Raw genomic sequence first — 22616 nt, 5'->3', positions numbered from 1 at the left:
TCATGGCAGCTGAAAATCGGATTTTAAAAACAGTGTAAACGATTCCACTATTTTATCCCATGTCACACTTTTCGCGTCTCTGTTATGCTATGGTTATTACATACCATAAGCCCAATGGAGCGAAATATGCGAGTTCTGGTAACAGGTGGTAGCGGTTACATAGGTAGCCATACCTGCGTGCAGCTGCTGCAAAACGGCCATGACGTCATCATTCTCGACAACCTGTGCAACAGTAAGCGCAGCGTGCTGCCTGTGATTGAACGTCTTGGCGGTAAACAACCGACTTTTGTGGAAGGCGACATCCGCAACGAAGCGCTGATGACCGAGATCCTTCACGACCACGCCATAGAAGCGGTGATCCACTTCGCGGGTCTGAAAGCGGTCGGTGAATCCGTTGCGAAGCCGCTCGAGTATTACGACAACAACGTCAACGGCACTCTGCGTCTCATCTCCGCCATGCGTGCGGCGAACGTCAAAAACTTCATCTTTAGCTCCTCCGCCACCGTCTACGGCGATCAGCCGAAAATTCCTTACGTAGAAAGCTTCCCGACCGGTACCCCGCAAAGCCCGTACGGCAAAAGCAAGCTGATGGTGGAGCAGATCCTGACCGACCTGCAAAAAGCCCAGCCGGAGTGGAGCATCGCGCTGCTGCGCTACTTCAACCCGGTCGGTGCGCATCCGTCTGGCGATATGGGCGAAGATCCGCAGGGTATCCCAAACAATCTGATGCCGTATATCGCCCAGGTTGCCGTTGGTCGTCGCGACTCGCTGGCGATTTTTGGCAATGACTATCCGACCGAAGACGGCACCGGCGTGCGCGACTACATCCACGTAATGGATCTGGCCGACGGTCACGTTGCGGCCATGCAGCAGCTGGCTGACAAACCGGGCGTGCATATTTACAACCTCGGCGCCGGAGTCGGCAGCAGCGTGCTGGACGTGGTTAACGCCTTCAGCAAAGCCTGCGGCAAGCCGGTGAACTACCACTTCGCCCCGCGTCGCGAGGGCGATCTGCCTGCTTACTGGGCCGATGCCACCAAAGCCGACAAAGAGCTTAACTGGCGTGTAACGCGCACGCTTGATGAAATGGCACAGGATACCTGGCATTGGCAGTCACGCCACCCGCAAGGCTATCCGGACTAAGGATCCGTCATGACGCAATTTAATCCCGTCGATCATCCGCATCGTCGTTTTAACCCGTTAAGCGGGCAATGGATTTTAGTTTCTCCGCATCGCGCTAAGCGCCCCTGGCAGGGGGCGCAGGAGACGCCTGCAAAACAGACGCTGCCACAGCATGACCCGGACTGTTTCCTCTGTCCGGGCAACACGCGCGTCACCGGGGATAAAAACCCGGACTACAAAGGCACCTTCGTGTTCACAAACGATTTTGCCGCTCTGATGACCGACACGCCGGACGCGCCTGAAAGCCACGATCCGCTGATGCGCTGCGAAAGCGCGCGCGGAACCAGCCGCGTGATCTGCTTCTCTCCCGATCACAGCAAGACGCTGCCGGAGCTGAGCGTGGACGCGCTGAAAGAGGTCGTCAGCACCTGGCAGGCGCAAACCGCAGAGCTGGGGCAGAGCTATCCGTGGGTGCAGGTGTTCGAAAACAAAGGCGCGGCCATGGGCTGCTCGAACCCCCATCCGCACGGCCAGGTCTGGGCGAACAGCTTCCTGCCTAACGAAGCCGAGCGTGAAGACCGTCTGCAGAAAGCGTATTACGCGGAAAACGGCTCGCCGATGCTGGTGGATTACGCGCAGCGTGAACAGGCCGACGGCAGCCGTACCGTGGTGGAAACCGAACACTGGCTGGCCGTCGTGCCTTACTGGGCCGCGTGGCCGTTTGAGACGCTGCTGCTGCCGAAAGCACATGTTCTGCGTATTACCGATCTCAGCGACGCGCAGCGCGACGACCTTGCCCTGGCGCTGAAAAAGCTGACCAGCCGTTACGACAATCTGTTCCAGTGCTCCTTCCCGTACTCCATGGGCTGGCACGGCGCGCCGTTCAACGGGGAAGAGAATCAGCACTGGCAATTGCATGCCCATTTCTATCCGCCGCTGCTGCGCTCTGCGACGGTGCGTAAATTTATGGTGGGCTACGAAATGCTGGCAGAAACCCAGCGTGATCTGACGGCGGAACAGGCGGCTGAACGTCTGCGTGCCGTTAGCGACGTCCACTATCGCGAATCAGGAGTCTAAAAAATGAGTCTGAAAGATAAAACACAATCCCTGTTTGCTGAGAAATTTGGCTACCCTGCCACCCACGTTATCCAGGCGCCAGGCCGCGTTAACCTGATCGGTGAACACACCGACTATAACGATGGTTTCGTGCTGCCGTGCGCCATCGATTACCAGACCGTTATTAGCTGTGCGAAACGCGACGACCGTAAAGTCCGCGTGATTGCGGCGGATTACGGTAATGAGACGGACGAATTTTCCCTCGATGCCCCAATTGTGACACACGACAGCCAGCAGTGGTCTAACTACGTGCGCGGCGTTGTCAAACACCTTCAGAAGCGTAACAAGAACTTCGGCGGTGCGGATTTAGTCATCAGCGGCAACGTGCCGCAGGGTGCGGGCTTAAGCTCCTCTGCGTCTCTGGAAGTTGCCGTCGGCACCGTATTCCAGCAGCTTTACCATCTGCCGCTGGATGGCGCGCAAATCGCCCTGAATGGTCAGGAAGCAGAAAACCAGTTCGTGGGCTGTAACTGCGGCATTATGGACCAGCTGATTTCCGCGCTCGGGAAAAAAGAGCATGCACTGTTAATTGATTGCCGTTCGCTGGGAACCAAAGCCGTTCCCCTGCCAAAAGGCGCGGCCGTGGTGATCGTTAACAGCAACTTTAAGCGCACGCTGGTGGGCAGCGAATACAACACCCGCCGCCAGCAGTGCGAAACCGGCGCCCGTTTCTTCCAGCAGCCAGCCCTGCGCGACGTGACGCTCAATGAATTTAACAAAGTGGCGCACGAGCTGGATCCGGTTGTCGCCAAACGCGTTCGTCACGTGCTGACGGAAAATGCCCGTACGGTTGAAGCCGCGTCCGCGCTGGCGAAAGGTGACCTGAAACGCATGGGTGAGCTTATGGCGGAATCTCATGCCTCCATGCGCGATGATTTTGAAATCACCGTTCCGCAGATCGACACCCTGGTGGAAATCATCAAAGCGACCATTGACGACAAAGGCGGCGTGCGCATGACGGGCGGCGGTTTTGGCGGCTGTATCGTTGCGCTGGTGCCAGAAGAGTTGGTCCCTGCCATACAGGATGCCGTGGCGAAGCAGTACGAAGCCAAAACAGGCATCAAAGAAACCTTCTATGTTTGTAAAGCATCACAAGGAGCCGGACAGTGCTAAACGAAACACCTACACTCGCACCGGATGGTCTGCCGTATCGCCTGTTAACCCTGCGCAACAGCGCGGGAATGGTCGTTACGCTGATGGACTGGGGTGCTACCCTTCTTTCTGCCCGCGTACCGATGCCGGACGGCAGCGTGCGCGAAACCCTGCTCGGCTGCGCCTCGCCCGAGCAGTATGTCAATCAGTCTGCCTATCTGGGCGCGTCCGTTGGGCGCTATGCTAACCGCATTGCGAAGAGCCGTTTTGAACTCAACGGCGAGCAGTACCCCCTGCTTCCAAGCCAGGGTGAGAACCAGCTGCACGGCGGACCGGAAGGGTTTGATAAACGCCGCTGGAAGATTGTTCGTCAAAACGACGGTGAAGTGCTGTTCTCACTGGATTCGCCTGATGGCGATCAGGGCTTCCCGGGGAACCTTACCGCGTCCGCGCGCTTTACGCTGACCGATGACAACCGTATCGCCATTGAATACCGCGCTAAGGTCGACAGGCCGTGTCCGGTCAACCTGACCAATCACGCGTACTTTAATCTGGATGGTAGCCAGTGCGACGTGCGTGAGCACAAGCTGCAGATCCTGGCGGATGCGTATCTGCCGGTTGACGAGATGGGCATTCCATATCAGGGCCTCAAAGACGTGAGCGGCACCAGCTTTGACTTCCGCAGCGCGAAAACCATCGCCCGGGATTTCCTGAGCGATGACGATCAGCGTAAGGTGAAAGGCTACGATCACGCTTTCCTGCTGCAGGCCAAAGGTGATGTGAAGCAGCCTGTCGCGCAGGTCTGGTCTGCGGATGAGAAGCTGCAGATGACGGTTTATACCACTGCCCCTGCCCTGCAGTTTTACTCAGGCAACTACCTCGGCGGCACGACGGCGCGCGAACACGATGAGTACAGCGACTGGCAAGGCCTGGCGCTGGAGAGCGAGTTCCTGCCGGACAGCCCAAACCATCCGGAATGGCCGCAGCCAGACTGCGTGCTGCGCCCAGGTGAAGAGTACGTGAGCGTGACGGAATACCATTTTATTCCACATTAATATTCAGCCCTCCCGCCGGAGGGCTTTTTTCTGCACGCCTTGCTGAAAATAGCGCCGATCGCAGACAAAATCATAACCCTGGATTCACAAGCATCTTACACTCAGAGACTATTTTCGCTATGGTTAGGGTTAAGCGTTGCTGCTGGCACGGCCACGGCAATATAATGAGAATTGTTATCATTCTAAAAATGCTTGAGGAGTAAGAGATGGCTATTACTAAGCTGGTCCTGGTGCGTCACGGCGAAAGCCAGTGGAACAACGAAAACCGCTTTACCGGTTGGTACGACGTTGATCTGTCCGAGAAAGGCGTAAGCGAAGCAAAAGCAGCAGGTAAACTGCTGAAGGAAGAAGGCTTCAGCTTTGATTTTGCTTACACCTCTGTGCTGAAACGTGCCATCCACACCCTGTGGAACGTGCTGGACGAACTGGATCAGGCCTGGCTGCCGGTTGAGAAGTCCTGGAAATTGAACGAACGTCACTACGGTGCGCTGCAGGGCCTGAACAAAGCGGAAACCGCTGAGAAATATGGCGACGAGCAGGTTAAACAGTGGCGTCGCGGCTTCGCAATCACCCCGCCAGAGCTGACCAAAGATGACGAGCGCTACCCGGGCCACGACCCGCGTTACGCGAAGCTGACCGACGCTGAGCTACCAACCACCGAGAGCCTGGCGCTGACCATCGACCGCGTTGTGCCTTACTGGAACGAAACCATTCTGCCACGCCTGAAAAGCGGCGAGCGCGTGATCATCGCGGCTCACGGTAACTCTCTGCGTGCGCTGGTGAAATACCTGGACAACATGGGTGAAGACGAAATCCTCGAACTGAACATCCCAACCGGCGTACCGCTGGTGTATGAGTTCGACGAAAACTTCAAGCCAATCAAACACTACTATCTGGGTAACGCAGAAGAGATCGCGGCGAAAGCAGCGGCTGTTGCGAACCAGGGTAAAGCGAAGTAATTTTCGCCAGACATAAAAAAAGCGCGGAGCCTTCCGCGCTTTTTTATTTGTGCCTGAGAATTCAGCCGCGGCGCGCTTTTACCGCATTTGCCAGCTGGCGCAGGATGGCGTCGGTATCGTCCCAGCCGATGCAGGCATCGGTCACGCTTTTGCCGTACACCAGCGGCTCGCTGCCTTCCAGGTTCTGGTTACCTTCAACCAGATGGCTTTCGATCATCACCCCAATCACCGCCTTCTCACCGCCGGCAATCTGCTGGCAGACGTCTGCACCCACTTCCATCTGCTTTTTAAACTGCTTGCTGGAGTTGGCATGGCTGAAATCGATCATCACCTGCGGCGGCAGTCCGGCTTTTTCCAGCCCGACTTTCACTTCTGCCACGTGTTTCGCGCTGTAGTTCGGCTCTTTACCGCCGCGCAGAATGATGTGGCAGTCACCGTTCCCGCTGGTGTTAACGATGGCGGAGTGACCCCATTTGGTCACGGACAGGAAGCAGTGCGGCGCACCAGCGGCGTTGATAGCATCAATAGCCACCTTAATGGTGCCGTCAGTGCCATTTTTGAAACCAACCGGGCAAGAAAGACCCGACGCCAGCTCGCGGTGGACCTGAGATTCAGTCGTGCGCGCACCAATTGCGCCCCAGCTCATCAGGTCCGCAAGGTATTGTGGCGTAATCATGTCCAGGAATTCACCGGCCGCAGGCAGGCCGCTGTCGTTGATCTCAAGCAGCAGCTTGCGCGCAATGCGCAGGCCGTCGTTGATCTGGAAGCTGTTATCCATGTGCGGATCGTTAATCAACCCTTTCCAGCCAACGGTGGTGCGCGGTTTTTCAAAGTAGACGCGCATGACGATTTCCAGCTCATCCTTTAGCTCTTCACGGAGGGTGAGCAGACGGGCGGCGTATTCTTTCGCGGCAGCCGGATCGTGAATGGAGCACGGACCAATCACCACCAGAAGACGATCGTCATTACCTTTCAGGATCTTATGGATCGCTTTACGAGCATGAGAAACCGTGTTTGCGGCATTTTCAGTGGCGGGGAATTTCTCAAGGAGTGCTACAGGAGGTAATAACTCATTGATCTCTTTAATGCGTAAATCGTCGTTCTGATAATTCATCTTCGTTCCAGCTCTGCCATATCTTTAGTAATGAAAGCAATCCTTTCAATCTATCTTGTCGACCAGGAAGTGTAAACAAGGTTTTACACTTCACGCAGATAATTCCTGGAATTCGCCTAAAAATTGCCACAAAATAGCGAAAAACGAGATCTAACCTAAGCTTTTTAACTGTAACAACCAATTTTACATGCTTAAACGCGATTCCCTACTGACGTAAGTCAGTAAGGCGGGATCTTTCGCCTCTGAAAAAGATGCACTGTTGGAGAATGTTAACCAGCGCAACGACACGAACAGGAGCACCATGATGAAAATGACAAAACTGGCAACCCTCTTCCTGACCGCCACCCTCACTCTGGCCAGCGGCAGCGTCCTGGCTGCGGAAACGGGCACCTCAGACAGCAACGGTGACGCCAATGCGGCTGCGGCAGCAGGCCAGCCCGCGCCTGATGCGAAACAGAATATCGCCCCGAATAATGTCGACAACAGCCAGATCAATACCGGCAACACCAACACCGGCGGCACCATGCTGCATCCAGACGGTAGCGGTACCGGCACTATGAACCATGACAATATGAGTTCAGATGAAGTCCATAAGAACTCAATGTGCAAGGACGGCAAATGCCCGGACCCTAACGACAAAGTGGGTAACGACGCCAATACCAAAACCGATGGCACTACCCATTAATTTGTTATGAGCCGTCAGAAAAAGGAGAGCCCAGGCTCTCCTTTCTTTTTGGAGTAACCTATTAAAAACGCTACACTAAAAACAATAAAACATCAGGAAAGCAGACATGGCGCACTCCCATTCACACTCGCACTTATCCGGCAACGACAACGCTAAACGACTGATGCTGGCCTTTGGCGTCACGGCAACGTTTATGGTTATTGAGGTCATTGGCGGCCTGATTTCCGGCTCTCTGGCGCTTCTGGCTGATGCCGGACACATGCTGACCGATGCCGCCGCCCTGCTCTTCGCCCTGATGGCGGTGCAGTTTGCGCGTCGTCCTCCAAATGCGCGCCATACCTTCGGCTGGCTGCGACTGACCACACTGGCCGCGTTTGTTAACGCTATTGCGCTGGTGGTCATTACCATTCTTATCGTCTGGGAGGCAATACAGCGCTTCAGACACCCGCAGCCGATCGCCGGGGCAACCATGATGGTGATTGCCGTAGCAGGACTGCTGGCGAATATTCTGGCCTTCTGGATTTTGCACCGCGGCAGCGGGGAAAAGAACCTCAACGTACGCGCTGCGGCTCTGCATGTTATGGGTGATTTGCTCGGCTCAGTCGGGGCGATTGTCGCCGCGCTGGTGATCCTCTACACCGGCTGGACGCCTGTCGATCCGATTCTGTCCATACTGGTGTCGTGTCTGGTCTTGCGCAGCGCGTGGCGGCTGCTGAAGGAGAGCGTGAATGAACTGCTTGAAGGGGCGCCAGCTTCCATGGATATCGACGAGCTGAAGCGCAACCTGCGCCGTTCAGTCCCGGAAGTACGCAACGTTCATCATGTTCACGTCTGGCTGGTGGGAGAGAAACCGGTCATGACGCTGCACGTCCAGGTGATCCCCCCTCATGACCACGATGCGCTGCTCGATCGTATCCAGCACTTCCTGGAACATCACTACGACATTAGCCATGCCACCGTTCAGATGGAGTATCAGCCCTGTAGCGGACCGGACTGCCACCTTAACGAGGCGCAGTCCGGTCATTCACATCATCATGACCACTAGCCGGAAAGCGCGTGAGAGCCTCGCTCGCGCGCGCTGTTAATCCACATCCGGCTGCCGTTCAGCGCGATGAAGGTCAGCAGCAGATATTCCAGCGACATCGCATAGACGCCCTGCAGGGCGAAGATCGCCACGCTGATCACGTTGATGATGACCCACAGCAGCCAGTTCTCAACGTATTTACGGGTCATCAGAATCATCGCTGCAATCGACAGCACCATCATGCAGGAATCCCAGAACGGAAAAGCATCCGGCTGGAGTTCTGGCATCGTTACGTTCATGCCGAGGCCGGACATGACCGAAACGGCAACGCGGGTCAGGAAGGCAAACACGGGATTGATGTAAACGGTCATTAAGCCAATGGCCACCACGCAGGCGACGAACCAGGCGATGGCTTTCGGCAGGGGCAGCCAGCGGATCTGCAGCTCGGCCTCCTGCTGGCTGTTCTGACGCGACCAGGCGTACCAGCCGTAAATATTGGCGGCAAAGAAGAACAGCTGCAAAAGCAGGCTGGCGTACAGCTGGATCTGGAAGAAGATAATCGCAAACAGCGTGACGTTAATCAGCCCGAACGCGTAATTGCTTATCTTCTCCAGGCTTGCCAGCCAGATACAGAGTAATCCCGCCAGCGTGCCAACGGCCTCAATCCATGACAGGTCATAGCCACCTGTACCAATCGGTATATGAACCAGAATGTTATGTGTGCTAAAAAAATCCATCTTTTCCCCGGGGCGTTTTGAATTAAGTACGTAGTGTAGCCGCAAAATCCAGCATGCGGTTAAGCGGAATTAACGCACCTTCACGCAGGGCGGCATCCACATGGATTTCATGCGCCGCACCACCGGTTTCTAACCCCTCGGCAATCGCTTTCAGCCCGTTCATCGCCATCCACGGGCAATGTGCACAGCTGCGACACGTTGCGCCCTCGCCTGCCGTTGGCGCTTCAAGAAGCTCTTTCTCCGGTACGGCCTGCTGCATCTTGTAAAAGATACCGCGATCGGTCGCCACGATAAGCTGCTTGTGAGGCAACGTTCTGGCAGCGTTGATAAGCTGGCTGGTTGAACCCACGGCATCCGCCATGTCGACAATCGACTGCGGAGATTCAGGGTGAACAAGAATGGCTGCGTCAGGATAAAGCGCCTTCATGCGCGCCAGCGCCTGAGTCTTGAACTCGTCATGAACGATACAGGCGCCCTGCCAGCAGAGAACGTCAGCTCCCGTCTGCTTCTGGACATAATTGCCGAGATGGCGATCGGGCGCCCAGATAATTTTCTCGCCCAGGCTATCCAGATGTTCAATCAGTTCAACGGCGATACTCGATGTGACCACCCAGTCTGCACGCGCTTTTACGGCCGCAGAGGTGTTAGCGTAGACCACCACAGTCCGGTCAGGATGGGCATCACAGAAGGCCGTGAATTCGTCAATCGGGCAGCCGAGATCCAGTGAACACTCCGCGTTAAGCGTGGGCATCAGAATGGTTTTTTCCGGGCTCAGGATCTTTGCCGTTTCGCCCATAAAACGCACGCCGGCAACCAGCAGCGTGGAAGCGGGATGTCGTGCACCGAAGCGCGCCATCTCCAGTGAGTCAGAAATGCAGCCCCCGGTCTCTTCAGCCAGCTGTTGAATTTCCGGGTCGGTGTAGTAATGGGCCACCATTACCGCATCGCGCTCTTTAAGAAGACGTTTGATCTTCTCGCGGTAGAACTGATTTTCGTCCTGGCTCAGCGGGACAGGCTTTGGCGGAAACGGATAGATTGCGGCTTCAGGATCAAACATCACACTCATTATGGCTTCTCGTTTTACGGGCTTAACAATATTGCCTTTCATTTGCCTGACATAGCAAAACGCGTGGCAATTGTGTTTTGTATACTAAACAAGATAGCGAATCTGGAGTGAAAAGTCACCGGGAATAGATGGGCGGAGCATTTGTTGTACCGCAGATAGCAAAAAGGCGCCTTTAGGGCGCCTTTCTACACTGGTGGGTCGTGCAGGATTCGAACCTGCGACCAATTGATTAAAAGTCAACTGCTCTACCAACTGAGCTAACGACCCCTTGCGGGATGTACTGCAAATTTATTCAGGCTGGTGGGTCGTGCAGGATTCGAACCTGCGACCAATTGATTAAAAGTCAACTGCTCTACCAACTGAGCTAACGACCCATTCGGGTGTTGCCTGAATTATCACTCGGCACCAATAAAATTGGTGGGTCGTGCAGGATTCGAACCTGCGACCAATTGATTAAAAGTCAACTGCTCTACCAACTGAGCTAACGACCCGAGTGGTGGGTGATGACGGGCTCGAACCGCCGACCCCCTCCGTGTAAAGGAGATGCTCTACCAACTGAGCTAATCACCCACTCTGTACTGCCGGAACTGCGTTAAGTGGTGGGTCGTGCAGGATGACTCGGCTTCGCCTCGCCCTACGGGCCGTTGCTGACGCAACGTTATCCTTCACGTTTTACTACTACTTCCACCTGACTTAGTGGTGGGTCGTGCAGGATTCGAACCTGCGACCAATTGATTAAAAGTCAACTGCTCTACCAACTGAGCTAACGACCCACTTTTATGCTGTTTTCACGTTGTTTGATATCCCGTGGCAACGGCGGCATATATTACTGATTTAAGAATTCTGCGCAACAAAAATTTCGATGAAGATCACTTAACTGCTTAGTAATCATGCTGCACGACCAGAAATAACGCGATTTCTGGTCATGCGATAATCATCCCATCGAATTCAGACGTTTTTGCGCCTGCTTAGCACCTTCGGTGCCCGGGAATTTAGAGACCACCTGCTGATAAACCGCTTTGGCTTTCGCAGTGTCGCCTTTGTCCTGCATGATGACGCCCACTTTGTACATCGCATCAGGCGCTTTTGGCGATTTTGGGTAGTTTTTTACCACGGAGGCAAAATAAAACGCCGCATCGTCCTTTTTACCCTTGTTGTAATTCAACTGACCGAGCCAGTAATTGGCATTTGGCTGATAAGTGGAATCAGGGTATTTCTTAACAAAGTTCTGAAACGCAGTAATCGCGTCATCCTGACGAGATTGATCCTGCACCAGGGCAATAGCCGCATTGTAGTCAGTATTCGCGTCACCGCTCTGTACAGGCGCGCCTGTTGAGGCTGAAGCATCAGCAGATGGCGCTGGCGCAGACGTCGCAGCACCGCTCTGATCGCCTGCGGCTGGCTGTGCTGCTGCACCACCGCTGCTCAGGCTATCTATCTGCAACAAGATTTGCTTCTGACGTTCCACAACCTGGTTAAGCTGATACTGGCTTTCCTGAATCTGACCGCGGAGAGAGTCAATATCATTCTGGTTATCGGAAAGTTGTTGCTGGAGTTGGGTTAAAAGCTGGCTATGAGCGTTAGAAATACGCTCGAGTTGAGTGACCCGGTCTTCTACCGAGCCTGAGCCGACACTACTGATTGGTGCCTGAGCAAAAGCGGCCCAGGGGGCCGCTATTCCAACCAGTAACGACAGACTCAACAGATGATGTCTGAAGTTACTGCTCATGCAATTCTCTTAGTAAACCAGTACGGCACGACGGTTTTTGGAGTAAGCCGCTTCGTCGTGACCCAGTACTGCAGGTTTTTCTTTACCGTAAGAAACGATGGAGATCTGGTCAGCAGAAACGCCTTTACCCTGCAGGTACATTTTAACAGCGTTAGCACGACGTTCACCCAGGGAGATGTTGTACTCTGGGGTACCACGTTCGTCCGCGTGACCTTCTACGGTGACTTTGTAAGATGGGTTGCTACGCAGGAAGTTAGCGTGCGCATCCAGCATCGCAGCGAAGTCAGAACGGATGTCGTATTTATCCAGATCGAAGTAAACGATGTTGTTCTGCTGCAGCTGCTGCATCTGAAGACGCGCTTGCTCTTCAGAAGACATGTTGCCATTGCCGTTCGCGTCCATACCGGTGCCGGCACCCATCATGCCTTCGCCGCTCTGGTCATTGCTGGCGTTCTTGTTAGAAGAACACGCTGCGATTGCCATTACAGGCAGAGCGATCATCAGCCCCTTCAGCACTTTGTTCAGTTGCATTTCTATGATTCCTTTAGTAATCAATTAATTATTATTTACAGATACGGCGACCAGGCAGGTGATTTTACCTGTCCATCAGTTGCCGGAATACGCGCTTTGAAACGCCCATCTGTAGAAACCAGATTCAGCACAGATCCCATCCCCTGAGAAGAGCTGTAGATTACCATCGTGCCGTTAGGTGCCAGACTTGGCGTTTCATCCAGGAACGTTGACGACAGAACTTGAACGCCACCCGCTACCAGATCTTGTTTGGCAATGTGCTGCTGCCCACCGTTGGAGCTCACCATTACCATAAATTTACCGTCGCTGCTCACGTCTGAGTTCTGGTTCTGCGAACCTTCCCAGGTAATACGCTGCGGAGCACCGCCGTTGATGTTGACTTTGTAGATTTGTGGACGGCCGGCCTGGTCAGAAGTAAACGCCAGGTTTTGGCTGTCCGGGAACCATGAAGGTTCAGTGTTGTTGCTGCGACCGTCGGTAACCTGACGGATCTGACCAGAGCCAATATCCATCACGTACAGGTTCAGGCTACCGGTTTTTGACAGCGCAAAGGCCAGTTTAGAGCCGTCCGGAGAGAACGAAGGCGCACCGTTGTGACGTGGGAACGACGCTACCTGACGAACAGCACCGTTTGCCAGCGTCTGGATAACCAGCGCTGAGCGGCCGCTTTCGAAGGTTACATAGGCCAGTTTAGAACCGTCCGGAGACCAGGCTGGAGACATCAGCGGCTGTGAAGAACGTTTCACCAGGAACTGGTTGTAGCCGTCGTAGTCAGATACGCGCAGTTCGTACGGGAACTGACCACCGTTGGTCTGCACCACGTACGCGATACGGGTACGGAACGCACCTTTAATGCCGGTCAGTTTTTCAAATACCGCATCGCTGGCAGCATGTGCAGCATAGCGCAGGTATTGCTTAGTGACCTTGTAAGAGTTCTGTGCCAGAACGGTACCCGGTGCACCGCCGGTATCCACCAGCTGCCAGGCAACGTTGTAAGAGCCGTCCGGGTTAGGCGTAACCTGACCCACAACCACGGCATCAATACCCAGCGCAGACCATGCTGCAGGCTGTACTTCCTGCGCGCTACCCGGCTGCTGAGGCAGACGAGAACGATCTAACGGGTTGAATTTACCGCTGTTACGCAGGTCAGCCGCCACGATGCCACCGGCATCTTCAGGTGCAGCGCCAGGACCGGCCCACTGGAACGGAACAACACCGATTGGGCGCGCCGAGTCCACCCCCTGGGTGATCTCGATACGTACTTCTGCGTGCAGTACTGCTGCCCACAGCATTAAAAAACTAAATGCTACACGTAATGCCTGCTTCATCATATCTCCCTTATCCGGGTAACCTTACCCACGATAATTTAGCAGAATGTTAACAAACTCAAATAGACAAAACTACCAGAACCCTGTGACTAAACCTGGTCTATTTTTCCCCGTTTGCACGGGGAAAATGTAACTTAAGGTTTGAAGTCCAGCGGCGCATTTTTGAAGACTTCGTAAACAGCCTGAGACGGCGGTTTAGGCATCTTCGCCTGACGCGCTGCAGCCAGGGCCGCAGTACATAAAGCCGGGTCGCCACCTTCAGACTTGATATCCAGCAGCATGCCGTCCGGAGCCAGTTTTATACGCAACGTACACGTTTTACCGGTATAGGAAGACGCATCATAGAATCGGCTTTCAATAGCGGATTTAATCTGCGCGGCATAACCGTTGATTTCAGCCCCTGTCGCACCGTTACTCTTAGTGTTACCACTTCCCGTCGGCGCTGCGTTGTTTCCTTTCGCCCCACCGCCCGTTTTCGGTGCATTCTTACCTGAGCTCAAATCGCCCAGCAGATCGTCAACCCCTGCGGCAGCAGCGGCTTTTTCAGCGGCGGCAGCCTTTTTAGCTGCCGCTTTTTCAGCAGCAGCTTTCTTATCGGCAGCGGCCTTCTCAGCTGCAGCTTTTTTGTCCGCAGCGGCTTTTTCGGCGGCTGCAGCTTTTTCTGCCGCGGCTTTTTCCGCAGCCGCTTTCTCAGCAGCAGCCGCTTTCTTCGCAGCCTCGGCAGCAGCTTTCTTCTCTGCTTCCTGAGCGGCTTTCTTCGCGGCTTCCGCTTCGGCTTTCTTCTGAGCATCGGCAGCGGCTTTCTTCGCGGCTTCCGCTTCAGCTTTCTTCTGGGCATCAGCAGCGGCTTTCTTCGCGGCTTCCGCTTCAGCTTTCTTCTGAGCATCAGCAGCGGCTTTCTTCGCCGCTTCTGCCGCTAATTTTGCCTGGGCATCAGCCTGTGCTTTCGCGTCCGCTGCGGCTTTAGCTGCCGCCTCTTCCGCCTGCTTTTGCTGTTCCTGTGCTTTCTTCGCGGCCTCTTCGGCTTGTTTCTGCTGCTCTGCCTGCGCTTTCGCGGCTTCCTGCGCCTGCAAACGTTCCTTCTCAAGCTGTTTCAGACGCTCCTGCTCTGCGGCCTGCTTTTCACGCAGTTCTTCCGCCTGCTGTTGCGCCTGTTTTTCACGCTGCTCTTCAGCCCGTTTGGCACTCGCCTTCTGCTGTTGTTCGCGATTATAGTTCTGTACTACCGCACCGGGATCCACCATCACGGCGTCAATGGAAGACCCTCCACCGCCGCCGGCTGATGCATCAATATGCTCGTCGAACGAACTCCAGATCAGCGCTGCAAAGAGAATCACGTGCAGCACTGCGGAGACGATTATCGCTCGCTTAAGCTTGTCGTTCTGTTCGGTTGCCTTTGACACTATCGGTTCCCAAAAACTACGCGGATGATCAAATTGGTTGGGTCATTAAGCCAACTGACTTAACACCCGCACTATGTAGCAAGTTCAGCGCTTTAATAATTTCATCGTAGGGTACGTCTTTTGCGCCACCGATTAAGAAGACCGTTTTCGGATTTGACTCCAGACGACGCTGCGCTTCAGCAATAACCTGCTCAGGCGGCAGCTGATCCATACGATCTTTCTCTACTACGACGCTGTATTGCCCTACGCCGGAAACCTCAATGATAACCGGAGGATCGTCATTGGTGCTCACCGCCTGTGATTCTGTCGCATCCGGCAGATCCACTTCCACGCTCTGGGTAATGATTGGCGCTGTTGCCATGAAGATCAGCAGCAGTACCAGCAGGACATCCAGCAGTGGAACGATATTGATTTCGGACTTGAGCTCGCGACGACCTCGTCCACGCGATCTGGCCATGGTTTACCCCTTGTTGCTCTCGGTGCTGGTAAACGCCTGACGGTGCAGAATCGCAGTGAACTCTTCCATAAAGTTGTCGTAGTTCAGTTCCAGTTTGTTCACGCGCTGGTTCAGACGGTTGTAAGCCATAACCGCAGGAATTGCCGCAAACAGACCGATAGCGGTCGCAATCAGTGCTTCAGCGATACCCGGTGCAACCATCTGCAACGTCGCCTGCTTCACCGCGCCCAGCGCGATAAAGGCGTGCATGATCCCCCACACGGTACCAAACAGACCGATATACGGGCTGATGGAGCCGACAGTGCCGAGGAAAGGAATGTGCGTTTCAAGGTTTTCCAGTTCACGGTTCATAGAGATACGCATCGCACGCGAGGCACCTTCCACCACCGCTTCCGGCGCATGATTGTTTGCACGATGCAGACGAGCAAACTCTTTGAAACCGCTGTAGAAAATTTGCTCGGAGCCGGTCAGGTTTTCACGGCGTCCCTGGCTCTCCTGGTACAGACGAGAAAGCTCAATACCCGACCAGAACTTATCTTCAAACGCTTCAGCTTCACGGCCGGCGGCATTGAGGATACGCGTTCTCTGGATGATGATGGCCCAGGATGCGATTGAAAAACCAATCAAAATCAACATGATAAGTTTAACCAGAAGGCTTGCCTTCAGGAACAAATCAAGGATATTCATGTCAGTCACTGCTTAAACTCCGCGACAATAGACTTAGGAAGCGCACGAGGCTTCATTATGGTTGGATCAACACAAACAATCAGTACTTCAGCTGAGTTCAGTACGGTATTCTCTGCGTTGACTATCCGCTGCGTGAAAACCAGTGAGGTCCCACGCATTGATGTAATTTCAGTTTGGACTTCGAGCATATCGTCGAGTCTGGCAGGCGCAAAATACTCAAGCGTCATCTTGCGTACCACGAAGGCAACTCGCTCAGCCAACAGAACCTGTTGACTAAAGTGATGATGGCGCAGCATCTCTGTGCGTGCCCGTTCATAAAAAGCAACGTAGCTGGCGTGGTAAACCACACCACCGGCATCGGTATCTTCGTAATAGACACGAACCGGCCATCGAAACAGCGTTGTATTCACTTTACATCCCGGTAATGCAACAAAAGTTAGAGCTTTTAAACTTCGCTACTATACGCGCGGGAAAGAGGGTTGGGAATGGGGGAAAGTAAACGGAGAGTAAATTTTTATGGGCTCGGGTAAGCCCATAACGTTAACGGACATTTCTTACTCAGAAGAAGAAGAAAATCAAACCGGCGAGAAGCACCAGATCGGCAATCAGCGGGCAGAAAATTCCCTGCCAGTGAACGGCTTTCGGACGAAAGCCCACGCCGTGGATCACACCTGCGCACACCGCCCACATAATAAGGAAGCCGTGCCAGATTTCAAGCTCGCTGGTTTTCGCTGCAAAGCGCGAAGGGTCCCAGAAGATACAGCCTGCCAGCAGTAATGCCATCACTAAAGAAAGCGCCCGTAACGGGCGCTTATCCATTACCGCGTAAAGTTTCGCGATAATATTCATCAGTGTTTTTCTTCACCCGCTTTGGTCGCTTCAACGTGCTCAAGCGCCAGGGCAGTGATGACACCAAATGCACAGGCAAGAAGCGTCCCTAAAATCCATGCGAAATACCACATATTCAGCTCCTTACTTAGTACATAGAGTGGGTGTTGCTTTCGATATGTTCTTTCGTGATGCGACCGAACATTTTCCAGTAGCACCAGATGGTGTAGGCCAGAACGATCGGAACGAACACGCAAGCAACATACGTCATCAGGTTCAGCGTCATGTGGCTGGACGTAGCATCCCACATGGTCAGGCTAGCATTCAGCATGGTGCTGGATGGCATGACGAACGGGAACATCGCAATACCCGCCGTCAGGATGATGCACGCCAGGGTCAGTGATGAGAACACGAACGCCAGAGCGCCTTTCTCCAGACGAGACGTCAACACGGTCAGCAGCGGCAACAGCACGCCCAGAGCCGGGATCGCCCACAGCACAGGGGTATTGTTGAAGTTCACCAGCCATGCCCCCGCCTGACGCGCCACTTCTTTGGTCAGCGGGTTAGACGGTGCGGTGTGGTTAATGGCAGACGTCACCACATAGCCATCAATGCCGTACACCACCCACACGCCGGCCAGCGCGAAGCAGACCAGCGTAACCAGCGCAGCAACCTGAGCCGTCGCGCGGGAGCGCAGATGCAGCTCGCCTACAGTACGCATCTGCAGGTAGGTTGCGCCCTGAGTGATGATCATCGCCACGCTGACGACACCGGCCAGCAGACCAAACGGATTCAGCAGCTGGAAGAAGTTACCGGTGTAGTAAAGACGCATGTATTCGTCCAGGTGGAACGGTACGCCCTGCAGCAGGTTACCAAACGCCACGCCGATCACCAGCGGTGGAACGAAGCTACCGATGAAGATGCCCCAATCCCACATGTTGCGCCAGCGGGTGTCTTCAATCTTGGAACGGTAGTCGAAACCGACCGGACGGAAGAATAAAGAGGCCAGCACCAGAATCATCGCCACATAGAAACCGGAGAACGCCGCCGCGTAGACCATCGGCCAGGCAGCGAACAGCGCGCCGCCTGCGGTGATCAGCCACACCTGGTTACCGTCCCAGTGCGGGGCGATGGAGTTGATCATGATTCGACGCTCGGTGTCATTACGACCGAGGAAACGGGTGAGCATCCCCACCCCCATGTCGAAACCATCCGTGACGGCGAAACCGATCAGCAGAACGCCGACCAGCAGCCACCAGATAAAACGCAATACTTCATAATCGATCATTTGATGACTCCTGTCTTAGCGTGCCGGCTGAGTAGTCGCAGTGGACTGCTCATAGTGATAGCGACCGGTTTTCAGGCTGCTTGGGCCAAGGCGCGCGAACTTGAACATCAGGAACAGTTCAGCCACCAGGAACAGGGTGTACAGACCACAAATCAGCAGCATGGAGAAGATCAGGTCGCCTGCGGTCAGGGACGAGTTCGCTACCGCCGTTGGCAGGACCTCACCGATCGCCCATGGCTGACGGCCATACTCCGCAACAAACCAGCCGGACTCAATTGCGATCCACGGCAGTGGAATACCGTAAAGCGCGGTGCGCAGCAGCCATTTTTTCTCGCCGATGCGGTTGCGAATCACAGACCAGAAGGACGCCGCAATGATCAGCAGCATGATGATGCCGCAGCCCACCATGATACGGAATGCGAAGTACAGAGGCGCAACGCGTGGAATCGAGTCTTTGGTTGCCATCTGGATCTGCGCTTCCGTCGCATCAGAAACGTTCGGGGTATAACGCTTCAGCAGCAGGCCATAACCCAGATCTTTCTTCACGTCGTTAAACTGGTCGCGGACGGTCTGGTCTGTAGAGCCAGCACGCAGCTGTTCCAGCAGCGAGTAGGCTTTCATACCGTTACGAATACGCTCTTCGTGCTGAACCATCAGCTCTTTCAGACCCGTCACCTGCTTATCAACAGAACGAGTGGCAATGATACCCAGCGCGTAAGGAATCTGAATGGCAAAGCGGTTTTCCTGCGCGTCCTGATCGGGAATACCGAACAGCGTAAAGGCAGCAGGCGCCGGCTGGGTTTCCCATTCGGCTTCGATGGCGGCCAGTTTGGTTTTTTGCACGTCACCCATTTCGTAACCGGATTCATCACCCAGAACGATAACAGAGAGGATGGCAGCCATACCGAAGCTTGCAGCGATAGCAAAGGAGCGCTTAGCAAACGCGAAGTCACGACCACGCAGCATATAGTAAGAACTGATGCCCAGCACAAACATCGCGCCGCACACGTAGCCAGAAGCGACGGTGTGAACGAATTTAACCTGAGCAACCGGGTTCAGGACCAGCTCGGCAAAGCTGACCATCTCCATACGCATGGTTTCGAAGTTGAAATCAGACGCGATAGGGTTCTGCATCCAGCCGTTCGCAACCAGGATCCACAGCGCGGAAAGGTTCGAACCTAATGCCACAAGCCAGGTCACCGCCATATGCTGGACTTTACCCAGACGGTCCCAACCGAAGAAGAACAGACCTACAAAGGTGGATTCGAGGAAGAATGCCATCAGACCTTCAATGGCCAGCGGCGCACCGAAGATATCCCCTACATAGTGGGAATAGTAAGACCAGTTAGTCCCGAACTGGAACTCCATGGTCAAACCGGTTGCCACGCCCAGTGCGAAGTTGATACCAAACAACTTGCCCCAGAACTTGGTCATATCTTTATAAATCTGTTTGCCGGAGAGAACGTATACCGTTTCCATAATGGCCAGCAGGAACGCCATACCGAGCGTCAGTGGCACAAACAGGAAGTGGTACATCGCGGTCAAGGCAAACTGTAAGCGCGACAGTTCGACTATATCTAACATCATGACTCCTTGCTCATCGCATGAAGACTCCGAGAGTGGACCCCGTCAGAAAGAGATCCACACGCATGCCCCAATACAAATTATTCGCATCCTTGTCGTCGTTATTACCCTGAGGGAGGATAAAAACGATGACGTGAGGTTACAAATACGTTAATAAAAAACTCAAATTGATCCCGCAAATATAATACGCTGCAAAACCCTTACAATAAACAGGTTTTTATTGAATCACATTTACGTTTTTCGACGGCGATCAATTTATAGCAAAATTACCACTTTTCGGCCATTTTGATCGGGAACAATTTAGCGCTTTTCAGCGCCTTTTTCCAAGGATTAAACATTGATTTAAATCAAAAACAATTCTTAATGTTAATTGTGTTTTGATGTGGTGAACATGGTAAAAACCATGTTAAAGATATGTATATGAAATACAATTAAGGTTATCGAATCGACGGATGAATATAAACAGAAGTGATTTTTATTAACTCAGTTACGCTTAATGACTGATTTATTCAGGACATAAATTTTAGTGCGTTTTTTATTTTTTTCCATCTGCTCTCTTAAAGGCAAATAAATAACAATTATTTTACTTTTACATCCTCTCTAATTAACACCCAATTGTGACTATTGCATGACGCCCGGCAGGCAATAAAAAAGGCCGCTTTACAGCGGCCAACCATGTCGAAACGGACATTTTTATACTGCAACGCCCCCCTTTCGGGGAGCAGAGAGGACTTACTTAATGATGGATTTCAGTGCTTCGCCGATATCCGCCAGGCTGCGAACGGTTTTCACGCCTGCGGCTTCCAGCGCTGCGAATTTCTCATCAGCCGTACCCTTACCACCGGCGATGATCGCGCCTGCGTGACCCATACGCTTGCCTTTCGGCGCAGTCACACCCGCGATGTAGCCCACAACTGGCTTGGTCACGTGTTCTTTGATGTAAGCAGCCGCTTCTTCTTCCGCGCTACCACCGATCTCACCGATCATCACGATCGCTTCGGTCTGTGGATCTTCCTGGAACAGCTTCAGGATGTCGATGAAGTTAGAGCCCGGAATCGGGTCACCGCCGATGCCCACGCAGGTGGACTGGCCGAAACCGTAGTCGGTGGTCTGCTTAACCGCTTCATAGGTCAGGGTACCGGAACGGGACACGATGCCCACTTTACCCGGTTTGTGAATGTGGCCCGGCATGATGCCGATTTTGCATTCGCCCGGGGTGATAACGCCTGGGCAGTTCGGGCCAATCATACGCACGCCAGCTTCATCCAGCTTCACCTTCACGGTCAGCATATCCAGCGTCGGGATGCCTTCGGTGATGGTGATGATCAGTTTGATGCCTGCGTCGATCGCTTCCAGAATAGAGTCTTTGCAGAACGGTGCCGGAACGTAGATCACGGTCGCGGTGGCGCCCGTCGCTTCTACGGCTTCACGCACGGTGTTAAACACAGGCAGGCCCAGGTGGGTGGTGCCGCCTTTACCTGGCGTAACACCGCCAACCATCTGCGTACCGTAGGCAATTGCCTGTTCGGAGTGGAAAGTCCCCTGGCTACCGGTGAAGCCCTGGCAGATAACCTTGGTATCTTTATTAATTAAAACTGACATTATTTCCCCTCCACTGCGGCAACAACCTGCTGAGCTGCATCCGTCAGACTTTTCGCTGCAATAATATTCAGGCCGCTGTCAGCCAGTTTTTTCGCGCCGAGTTCAGCGTTGTTACCTTCCAGACGCACAACCACCGGAACGTTAACACCCACTTCTTCTACCGCACCGATGATACCGTCGGCGATCAGGTCGCAACGTACGATGCCGCCGAAGATGTTAACCAGAACGGCCTTCACGTTGTCGTCAGAGAGAATGATTTTGAACGCTTCGGTTACGCGCTCTTTGGTTGCGCCACCGCCTACGTCGAGGAAGTTTGCTGGCTCACCGCCGTGCAGCTTAACGATGTCCATGGTGCCCATTGCCAGGCCCGCACCGTTAACCATGCAGCCGATGTTGCCGTCCAGCGCCACGTAGTTCAGTTCCCACTGCGCAGCCTGTGCTTCACGCGGGTCTTCCTGAGACTGGTCGCGCATTTCGCGCAGATCCGGCTGGCGGAACAGCGCGTTGCCGTCAGCGCCCAGCTTGCCGTCGAGGCAGATCAAATCGCCCTGGGTGGTGATCACCAGTGGGTTGATCTCGATCAGCGCCAGATCGCGCTCCAGGAAGATAGTTGCCAGCCCCATGAAGATCTTGGTGAACTGCTGAACCAGTTTACCTTCCAGGCCCAGCTTGAACGCCAGCTCGCGACCCTGGTAAGGCATTGGGCCTGCCAGCGGATCGATAGCCACTTTGTGGATCAGGTGCGGGGTTTCTTCCGCCACTTTTTCGATTTCCACGCCGCCTTCGGTAGACGCCATGAACACCACGCGACGGGAGCTACGGTCAACAACCGCGCCCAGATAAAGTTCTTTCGCGATATCGGTCGCCGCTTCCACCAGGATCTGGTTAACCGGCTGGCCGTTCGCATCTGTCTGGTACGTTACCAGACGCTTGCCGAGCCAATGTTCAGCAAACGCACGAATCTCTTCTTTGCTCTTAACAACCTTCACACCGCCCGCTTTACCACGGCCACCAGCGTGAACCTGACACTTAACTACCCAAGGGCCGGAACCGATTTTAGATGCGGCTTCTTCTGCTTCACGCGGGGTAGTACAGGCATAACCCACCGGAGCCGGTAAGCCATACCGGGCAAACAGCTGTTTGGCCTGATATTCATGTAAGTTCATGTGTTCTATCCATCCTTCAGGTAATCGTTAGGTCGTGCTTTTA

At 54.0% G+C, this 22616-nt stretch carries 23 protein-coding genes and 5 tRNA genes; 7 read left to right on the top strand and 21 right to left on the bottom strand.

Features of this window, described 5'->3' with window-relative positions:
• Positions 1-126: 126 nt before the first annotated feature.
• The 5 genes from galE to gpmA all read left to right on the top strand — a co-directional run bounded on the left by galE (position 127) and on the right by gpmA (position 5344).
• Positions 127-1143, top strand: a complete 1017-nt coding sequence (galE, locus tag ELK40_RS07085; RefSeq protein ID WP_048026980.1) for a UDP-glucose 4-epimerase GalE — start codon at positions 127-129, stop codon at positions 1141-1143.
• Positions 1144-1152: 9 nt separating this feature from the next.
• Positions 1153-2199: a galactose-1-phosphate uridylyltransferase gene (gene galT / locus ELK40_RS07080; protein ID WP_111963799.1), complete on the top strand. Its 1047-nt coding sequence runs from the start codon at positions 1153-1155 to the stop codon at positions 2197-2199.
• 3 nt (positions 2200-2202) lie between these two features.
• A complete protein-coding gene (gene galK / locus ELK40_RS07075) occupies positions 2203-3351 on the top strand; it encodes a galactokinase (protein WP_127730081.1) in 1149 nt (382 codons plus the stop codon).
• Complete coding sequence (gene galM, locus ELK40_RS07070; RefSeq protein WP_127730079.1) at positions 3345-4385, top strand: galactose-1-epimerase; 1041 nt, start codon at positions 3345-3347, stop codon at positions 4383-4385. Before galK ends, galM begins: the two co-directional genes overlap by 7 nt.
• 206 nt (positions 4386-4591) lie before the next feature.
• On the top strand, positions 4592-5344 hold the full coding sequence (gpmA, locus tag ELK40_RS07065) for a 2,3-diphosphoglycerate-dependent phosphoglycerate mutase (RefSeq protein ID WP_023310804.1): 753 nt from the start codon (positions 4592-4594) through the stop codon (positions 5342-5344).
• A gap of 61 nt (positions 5345-5405) precedes the next feature.
• Here the strand turns inward: gpmA and aroG are convergent, their stop codons facing one another.
• Positions 5406-6458 (bottom strand): 3-deoxy-7-phosphoheptulonate synthase AroG, encoded by a 1053-nt coding sequence (gene aroG / locus ELK40_RS07060; RefSeq protein ID WP_008501110.1) that lies wholly within the window; start codon positions 6456-6458, stop codon positions 5406-5408.
• Between the two features lie 304 nt (positions 6459-6762).
• Here aroG and ELK40_RS07055 point away from each other — a divergent pair, with 304 nt between their 5' ends.
• A complete protein-coding gene (locus ELK40_RS07055) occupies positions 6763-7143 on the top strand; it encodes a protein YbgS (protein WP_127732743.1) in 381 nt (126 codons plus the stop codon).
• 106 nt (positions 7144-7249) lie between these two features.
• Positions 7250-8188 carry a CDF family zinc transporter ZitB gene (gene zitB / locus ELK40_RS07050; protein ID WP_115874516.1) on the top strand — a complete coding sequence of 313 codons (939 nt, stop codon included), beginning with the start codon at positions 7250-7252 and terminating at the stop codon, positions 8186-8188.
• Here the strand turns inward: zitB and pnuC are convergent.
• From pnuC to sucC, 20 genes are all read right to left on the bottom strand, one after another.
• On the bottom strand, positions 8185-8904 hold the full coding sequence (gene pnuC, locus ELK40_RS07045; RefSeq protein ID WP_127730077.1) for a nicotinamide riboside transporter PnuC: 720 nt from the start codon (positions 8902-8904) through the stop codon (positions 8185-8187). The two genes, zitB and pnuC, sit on opposite strands and share 4 nt — an antisense overlap.
• 22 nt (positions 8905-8926) lie before the next feature.
• A complete protein-coding gene (gene nadA, locus ELK40_RS07040; RefSeq protein WP_127730075.1) occupies positions 8927-9970 on the bottom strand; it encodes a quinolinate synthase NadA in 1044 nt (347 codons plus the stop codon).
• A gap of 191 nt (positions 9971-10161) precedes the next feature.
• Positions 10162-10237: transfer RNA gene (locus ELK40_RS07035), tRNA-Lys, on the bottom strand.
• A 31-nt stretch (positions 10238-10268) separates the two neighbouring features.
• Positions 10269-10344: transfer RNA gene (locus ELK40_RS07030), tRNA-Lys, on the bottom strand.
• Positions 10345-10385: 41 nt separating this feature from the next.
• A tRNA-Lys gene (locus tag ELK40_RS07025) sits at positions 10386-10461 on the bottom strand.
• A gap of 3 nt (positions 10462-10464) precedes the next feature.
• Positions 10465-10540, bottom strand: a tRNA-Val gene (locus ELK40_RS07020).
• 127 nt (positions 10541-10667) lie between these two features.
• Positions 10668-10743: transfer RNA gene (locus tag ELK40_RS07015), tRNA-Lys, on the bottom strand.
• A gap of 161 nt (positions 10744-10904) precedes the next feature.
• Positions 10905-11699, bottom strand: a complete 795-nt coding sequence (gene cpoB, locus ELK40_RS07010; protein WP_111964366.1) for a cell division protein CpoB — start codon at positions 11697-11699, stop codon at positions 10905-10907.
• A gap of 9 nt (positions 11700-11708) precedes the next feature.
• Complete coding sequence (pal, locus tag ELK40_RS07005; protein ID WP_003858578.1) at positions 11709-12230, bottom strand: peptidoglycan-associated lipoprotein Pal; 522 nt, start codon at positions 12228-12230, stop codon at positions 11709-11711.
• Positions 12231-12265: 35 nt separating this feature from the next.
• Entirely contained in the window at positions 12266-13558 is a 1293-nt protein-coding gene (gene tolB / locus ELK40_RS07000) for a Tol-Pal system beta propeller repeat protein TolB (protein ID WP_008501103.1), read from the bottom strand.
• 134 nt (positions 13559-13692) lie between these two features.
• Entirely contained in the window at positions 13693-14961 is a 1269-nt protein-coding gene (tolA, locus tag ELK40_RS06995; protein WP_111964367.1) for a cell envelope integrity protein TolA, read from the bottom strand.
• 28 nt (positions 14962-14989) lie between these two features.
• Positions 14990-15418, bottom strand: coding sequence for a colicin uptake protein TolR (gene tolR, locus ELK40_RS06990; RefSeq protein WP_003858589.1), 429 nt, complete (start codon positions 15416-15418; stop codon positions 14990-14992).
• 3 nt (positions 15419-15421) lie between these two features.
• Complete coding sequence (gene tolQ / locus ELK40_RS06985; protein WP_008501101.1) at positions 15422-16114, bottom strand: Tol-Pal system protein TolQ; 693 nt, start codon at positions 16112-16114, stop codon at positions 15422-15424.
• Complete coding sequence (gene ybgC / locus ELK40_RS06980; protein ID WP_003858593.1) at positions 16111-16515, bottom strand: tol-pal system-associated acyl-CoA thioesterase; 405 nt, start codon at positions 16513-16515, stop codon at positions 16111-16113. The genes tolQ and ybgC overlap by 4 nt, the downstream gene beginning before the upstream one ends.
• A 148-nt stretch (positions 16516-16663) precedes the next feature.
• On the bottom strand, positions 16664-16954 hold the full coding sequence (ybgE, locus tag ELK40_RS06975; RefSeq protein ID WP_008501100.1) for a cyd operon protein YbgE: 291 nt from the start codon (positions 16952-16954) through the stop codon (positions 16664-16666).
• Positions 16954-17067, bottom strand: coding sequence for a cytochrome bd-I oxidase subunit CydX (cydX, locus tag ELK40_RS06970; RefSeq protein WP_003858598.1), 114 nt, complete (start codon positions 17065-17067; stop codon positions 16954-16956). The genes ybgE and cydX overlap by 1 nt, the downstream gene beginning before the upstream one ends.
• A gap of 14 nt (positions 17068-17081) precedes the next feature.
• Entirely contained in the window at positions 17082-18221 is a 1140-nt protein-coding gene (cydB, locus tag ELK40_RS06965; protein WP_048226125.1) for a cytochrome d ubiquinol oxidase subunit II, read from the bottom strand.
• Positions 18222-18236: 15 nt separating this feature from the next.
• The gene (gene cydA / locus ELK40_RS06960; protein WP_032638923.1) at positions 18237-19805 is read right to left on the bottom strand and encodes a cytochrome ubiquinol oxidase subunit I; all 1569 of its coding nucleotides are present in this window, start codon (positions 19803-19805) and stop codon (positions 18237-18239) included.
• A gap of 732 nt (positions 19806-20537) precedes the next feature.
• Positions 20538-21407, bottom strand: coding sequence for a succinate--CoA ligase subunit alpha (gene sucD, locus ELK40_RS06955; protein ID WP_008501094.1), 870 nt, complete (start codon positions 21405-21407; stop codon positions 20538-20540).
• Complete coding sequence (gene sucC / locus ELK40_RS06950; protein WP_006809579.1) at positions 21407-22573, bottom strand: ADP-forming succinate--CoA ligase subunit beta; 1167 nt, start codon at positions 22571-22573, stop codon at positions 21407-21409. The genes sucD and sucC overlap by 1 nt, the downstream gene beginning before the upstream one ends.
• Positions 22574-22616: the final 43 nt, after the last annotated feature.

It is taken from the genome of Enterobacter sp. N18-03635 (assembly GCF_004006055.1).
GTDB lineage: Bacteria > Pseudomonadota > Gammaproteobacteria > Enterobacterales > Enterobacteriaceae > Enterobacter > Enterobacter vonholyi.
The sequence above is the reverse complement of the archived record's forward strand: the minus strand, read 5'-3'. Positions and strand labels throughout refer to the sequence as shown.

Coding starts and splice junctions, on each gene's coding strand:
- pal (WP_003858578.1), bottom strand. CDS start 12,230: ATGCAACTGAACAAAGTGCTGAAGGGGCTGATGATCGCTCTGCCTGTA.
- aroG (WP_008501110.1), bottom strand. CDS start 6,458: ATGAATTATCAGAACGACGATTTACGCATTAAAGAGATCAATGAGTTA.
- cydA (WP_032638923.1), bottom strand. CDS start 19,805: ATGTTAGATATAGTCGAACTGTCGCGCTTACAGTTTGCCTTGACCGCG.
- ELK40_RS07055 (WP_127732743.1), top strand. CDS start 6,763: ATGAAAATGACAAAACTGGCAACCCTCTTCCTGACCGCCACCCTCACT.
- gpmA (WP_023310804.1), top strand. CDS start 4,592: ATGGCTATTACTAAGCTGGTCCTGGTGCGTCACGGCGAAAGCCAGTGG.
- tolR (WP_003858589.1), bottom strand. CDS start 15,418: ATGGCCAGATCGCGTGGACGAGGTCGTCGCGAGCTCAAGTCCGAAATC.
- pnuC (WP_127730077.1), bottom strand. CDS start 8,904: ATGGATTTTTTTAGCACACATAACATTCTGGTTCATATACCGATTGGT.
- ybgE (WP_008501100.1), bottom strand. CDS start 16,954: ATGAATATTATCGCGAAACTTTACGCGGTAATGGATAAGCGCCCGTTA.
- sucC (WP_006809579.1), bottom strand. CDS start 22,573: ATGAACTTACATGAATATCAGGCCAAACAGCTGTTTGCCCGGTATGGC.
- sucD (WP_008501094.1), bottom strand. CDS start 21,407: ATGTCAGTTTTAATTAATAAAGATACCAAGGTTATCTGCCAGGGCTTC.
- cydX (WP_003858598.1), bottom strand. CDS start 17,067: ATGTGGTATTTCGCATGGATTTTAGGGACGCTTCTTGCCTGTGCATTT.
- tolB (WP_008501103.1), bottom strand. CDS start 13,558: ATGAAGCAGGCATTACGTGTAGCATTTAGTTTTTTAATGCTGTGGGCA.
- galT (WP_111963799.1), top strand. CDS start 1,153: ATGACGCAATTTAATCCCGTCGATCATCCGCATCGTCGTTTTAACCCG.
- zitB (WP_115874516.1), top strand. CDS start 7,250: ATGGCGCACTCCCATTCACACTCGCACTTATCCGGCAACGACAACGCT.
- galE (WP_048026980.1), top strand. CDS start 127: ATGCGAGTTCTGGTAACAGGTGGTAGCGGTTACATAGGTAGCCATACC.
- nadA (WP_127730075.1), bottom strand. CDS start 9,970: ATGAGTGTGATGTTTGATCCTGAAGCCGCAATCTATCCGTTTCCGCCA.
- galK (WP_127730081.1), top strand. CDS start 2,203: ATGAGTCTGAAAGATAAAACACAATCCCTGTTTGCTGAGAAATTTGGC.
- cpoB (WP_111964366.1), bottom strand. CDS start 11,699: ATGAGCAGTAACTTCAGACATCATCTGTTGAGTCTGTCGTTACTGGTT.
- cydB (WP_048226125.1), bottom strand. CDS start 18,221: ATGATCGATTATGAAGTATTGCGTTTTATCTGGTGGCTGCTGGTCGGC.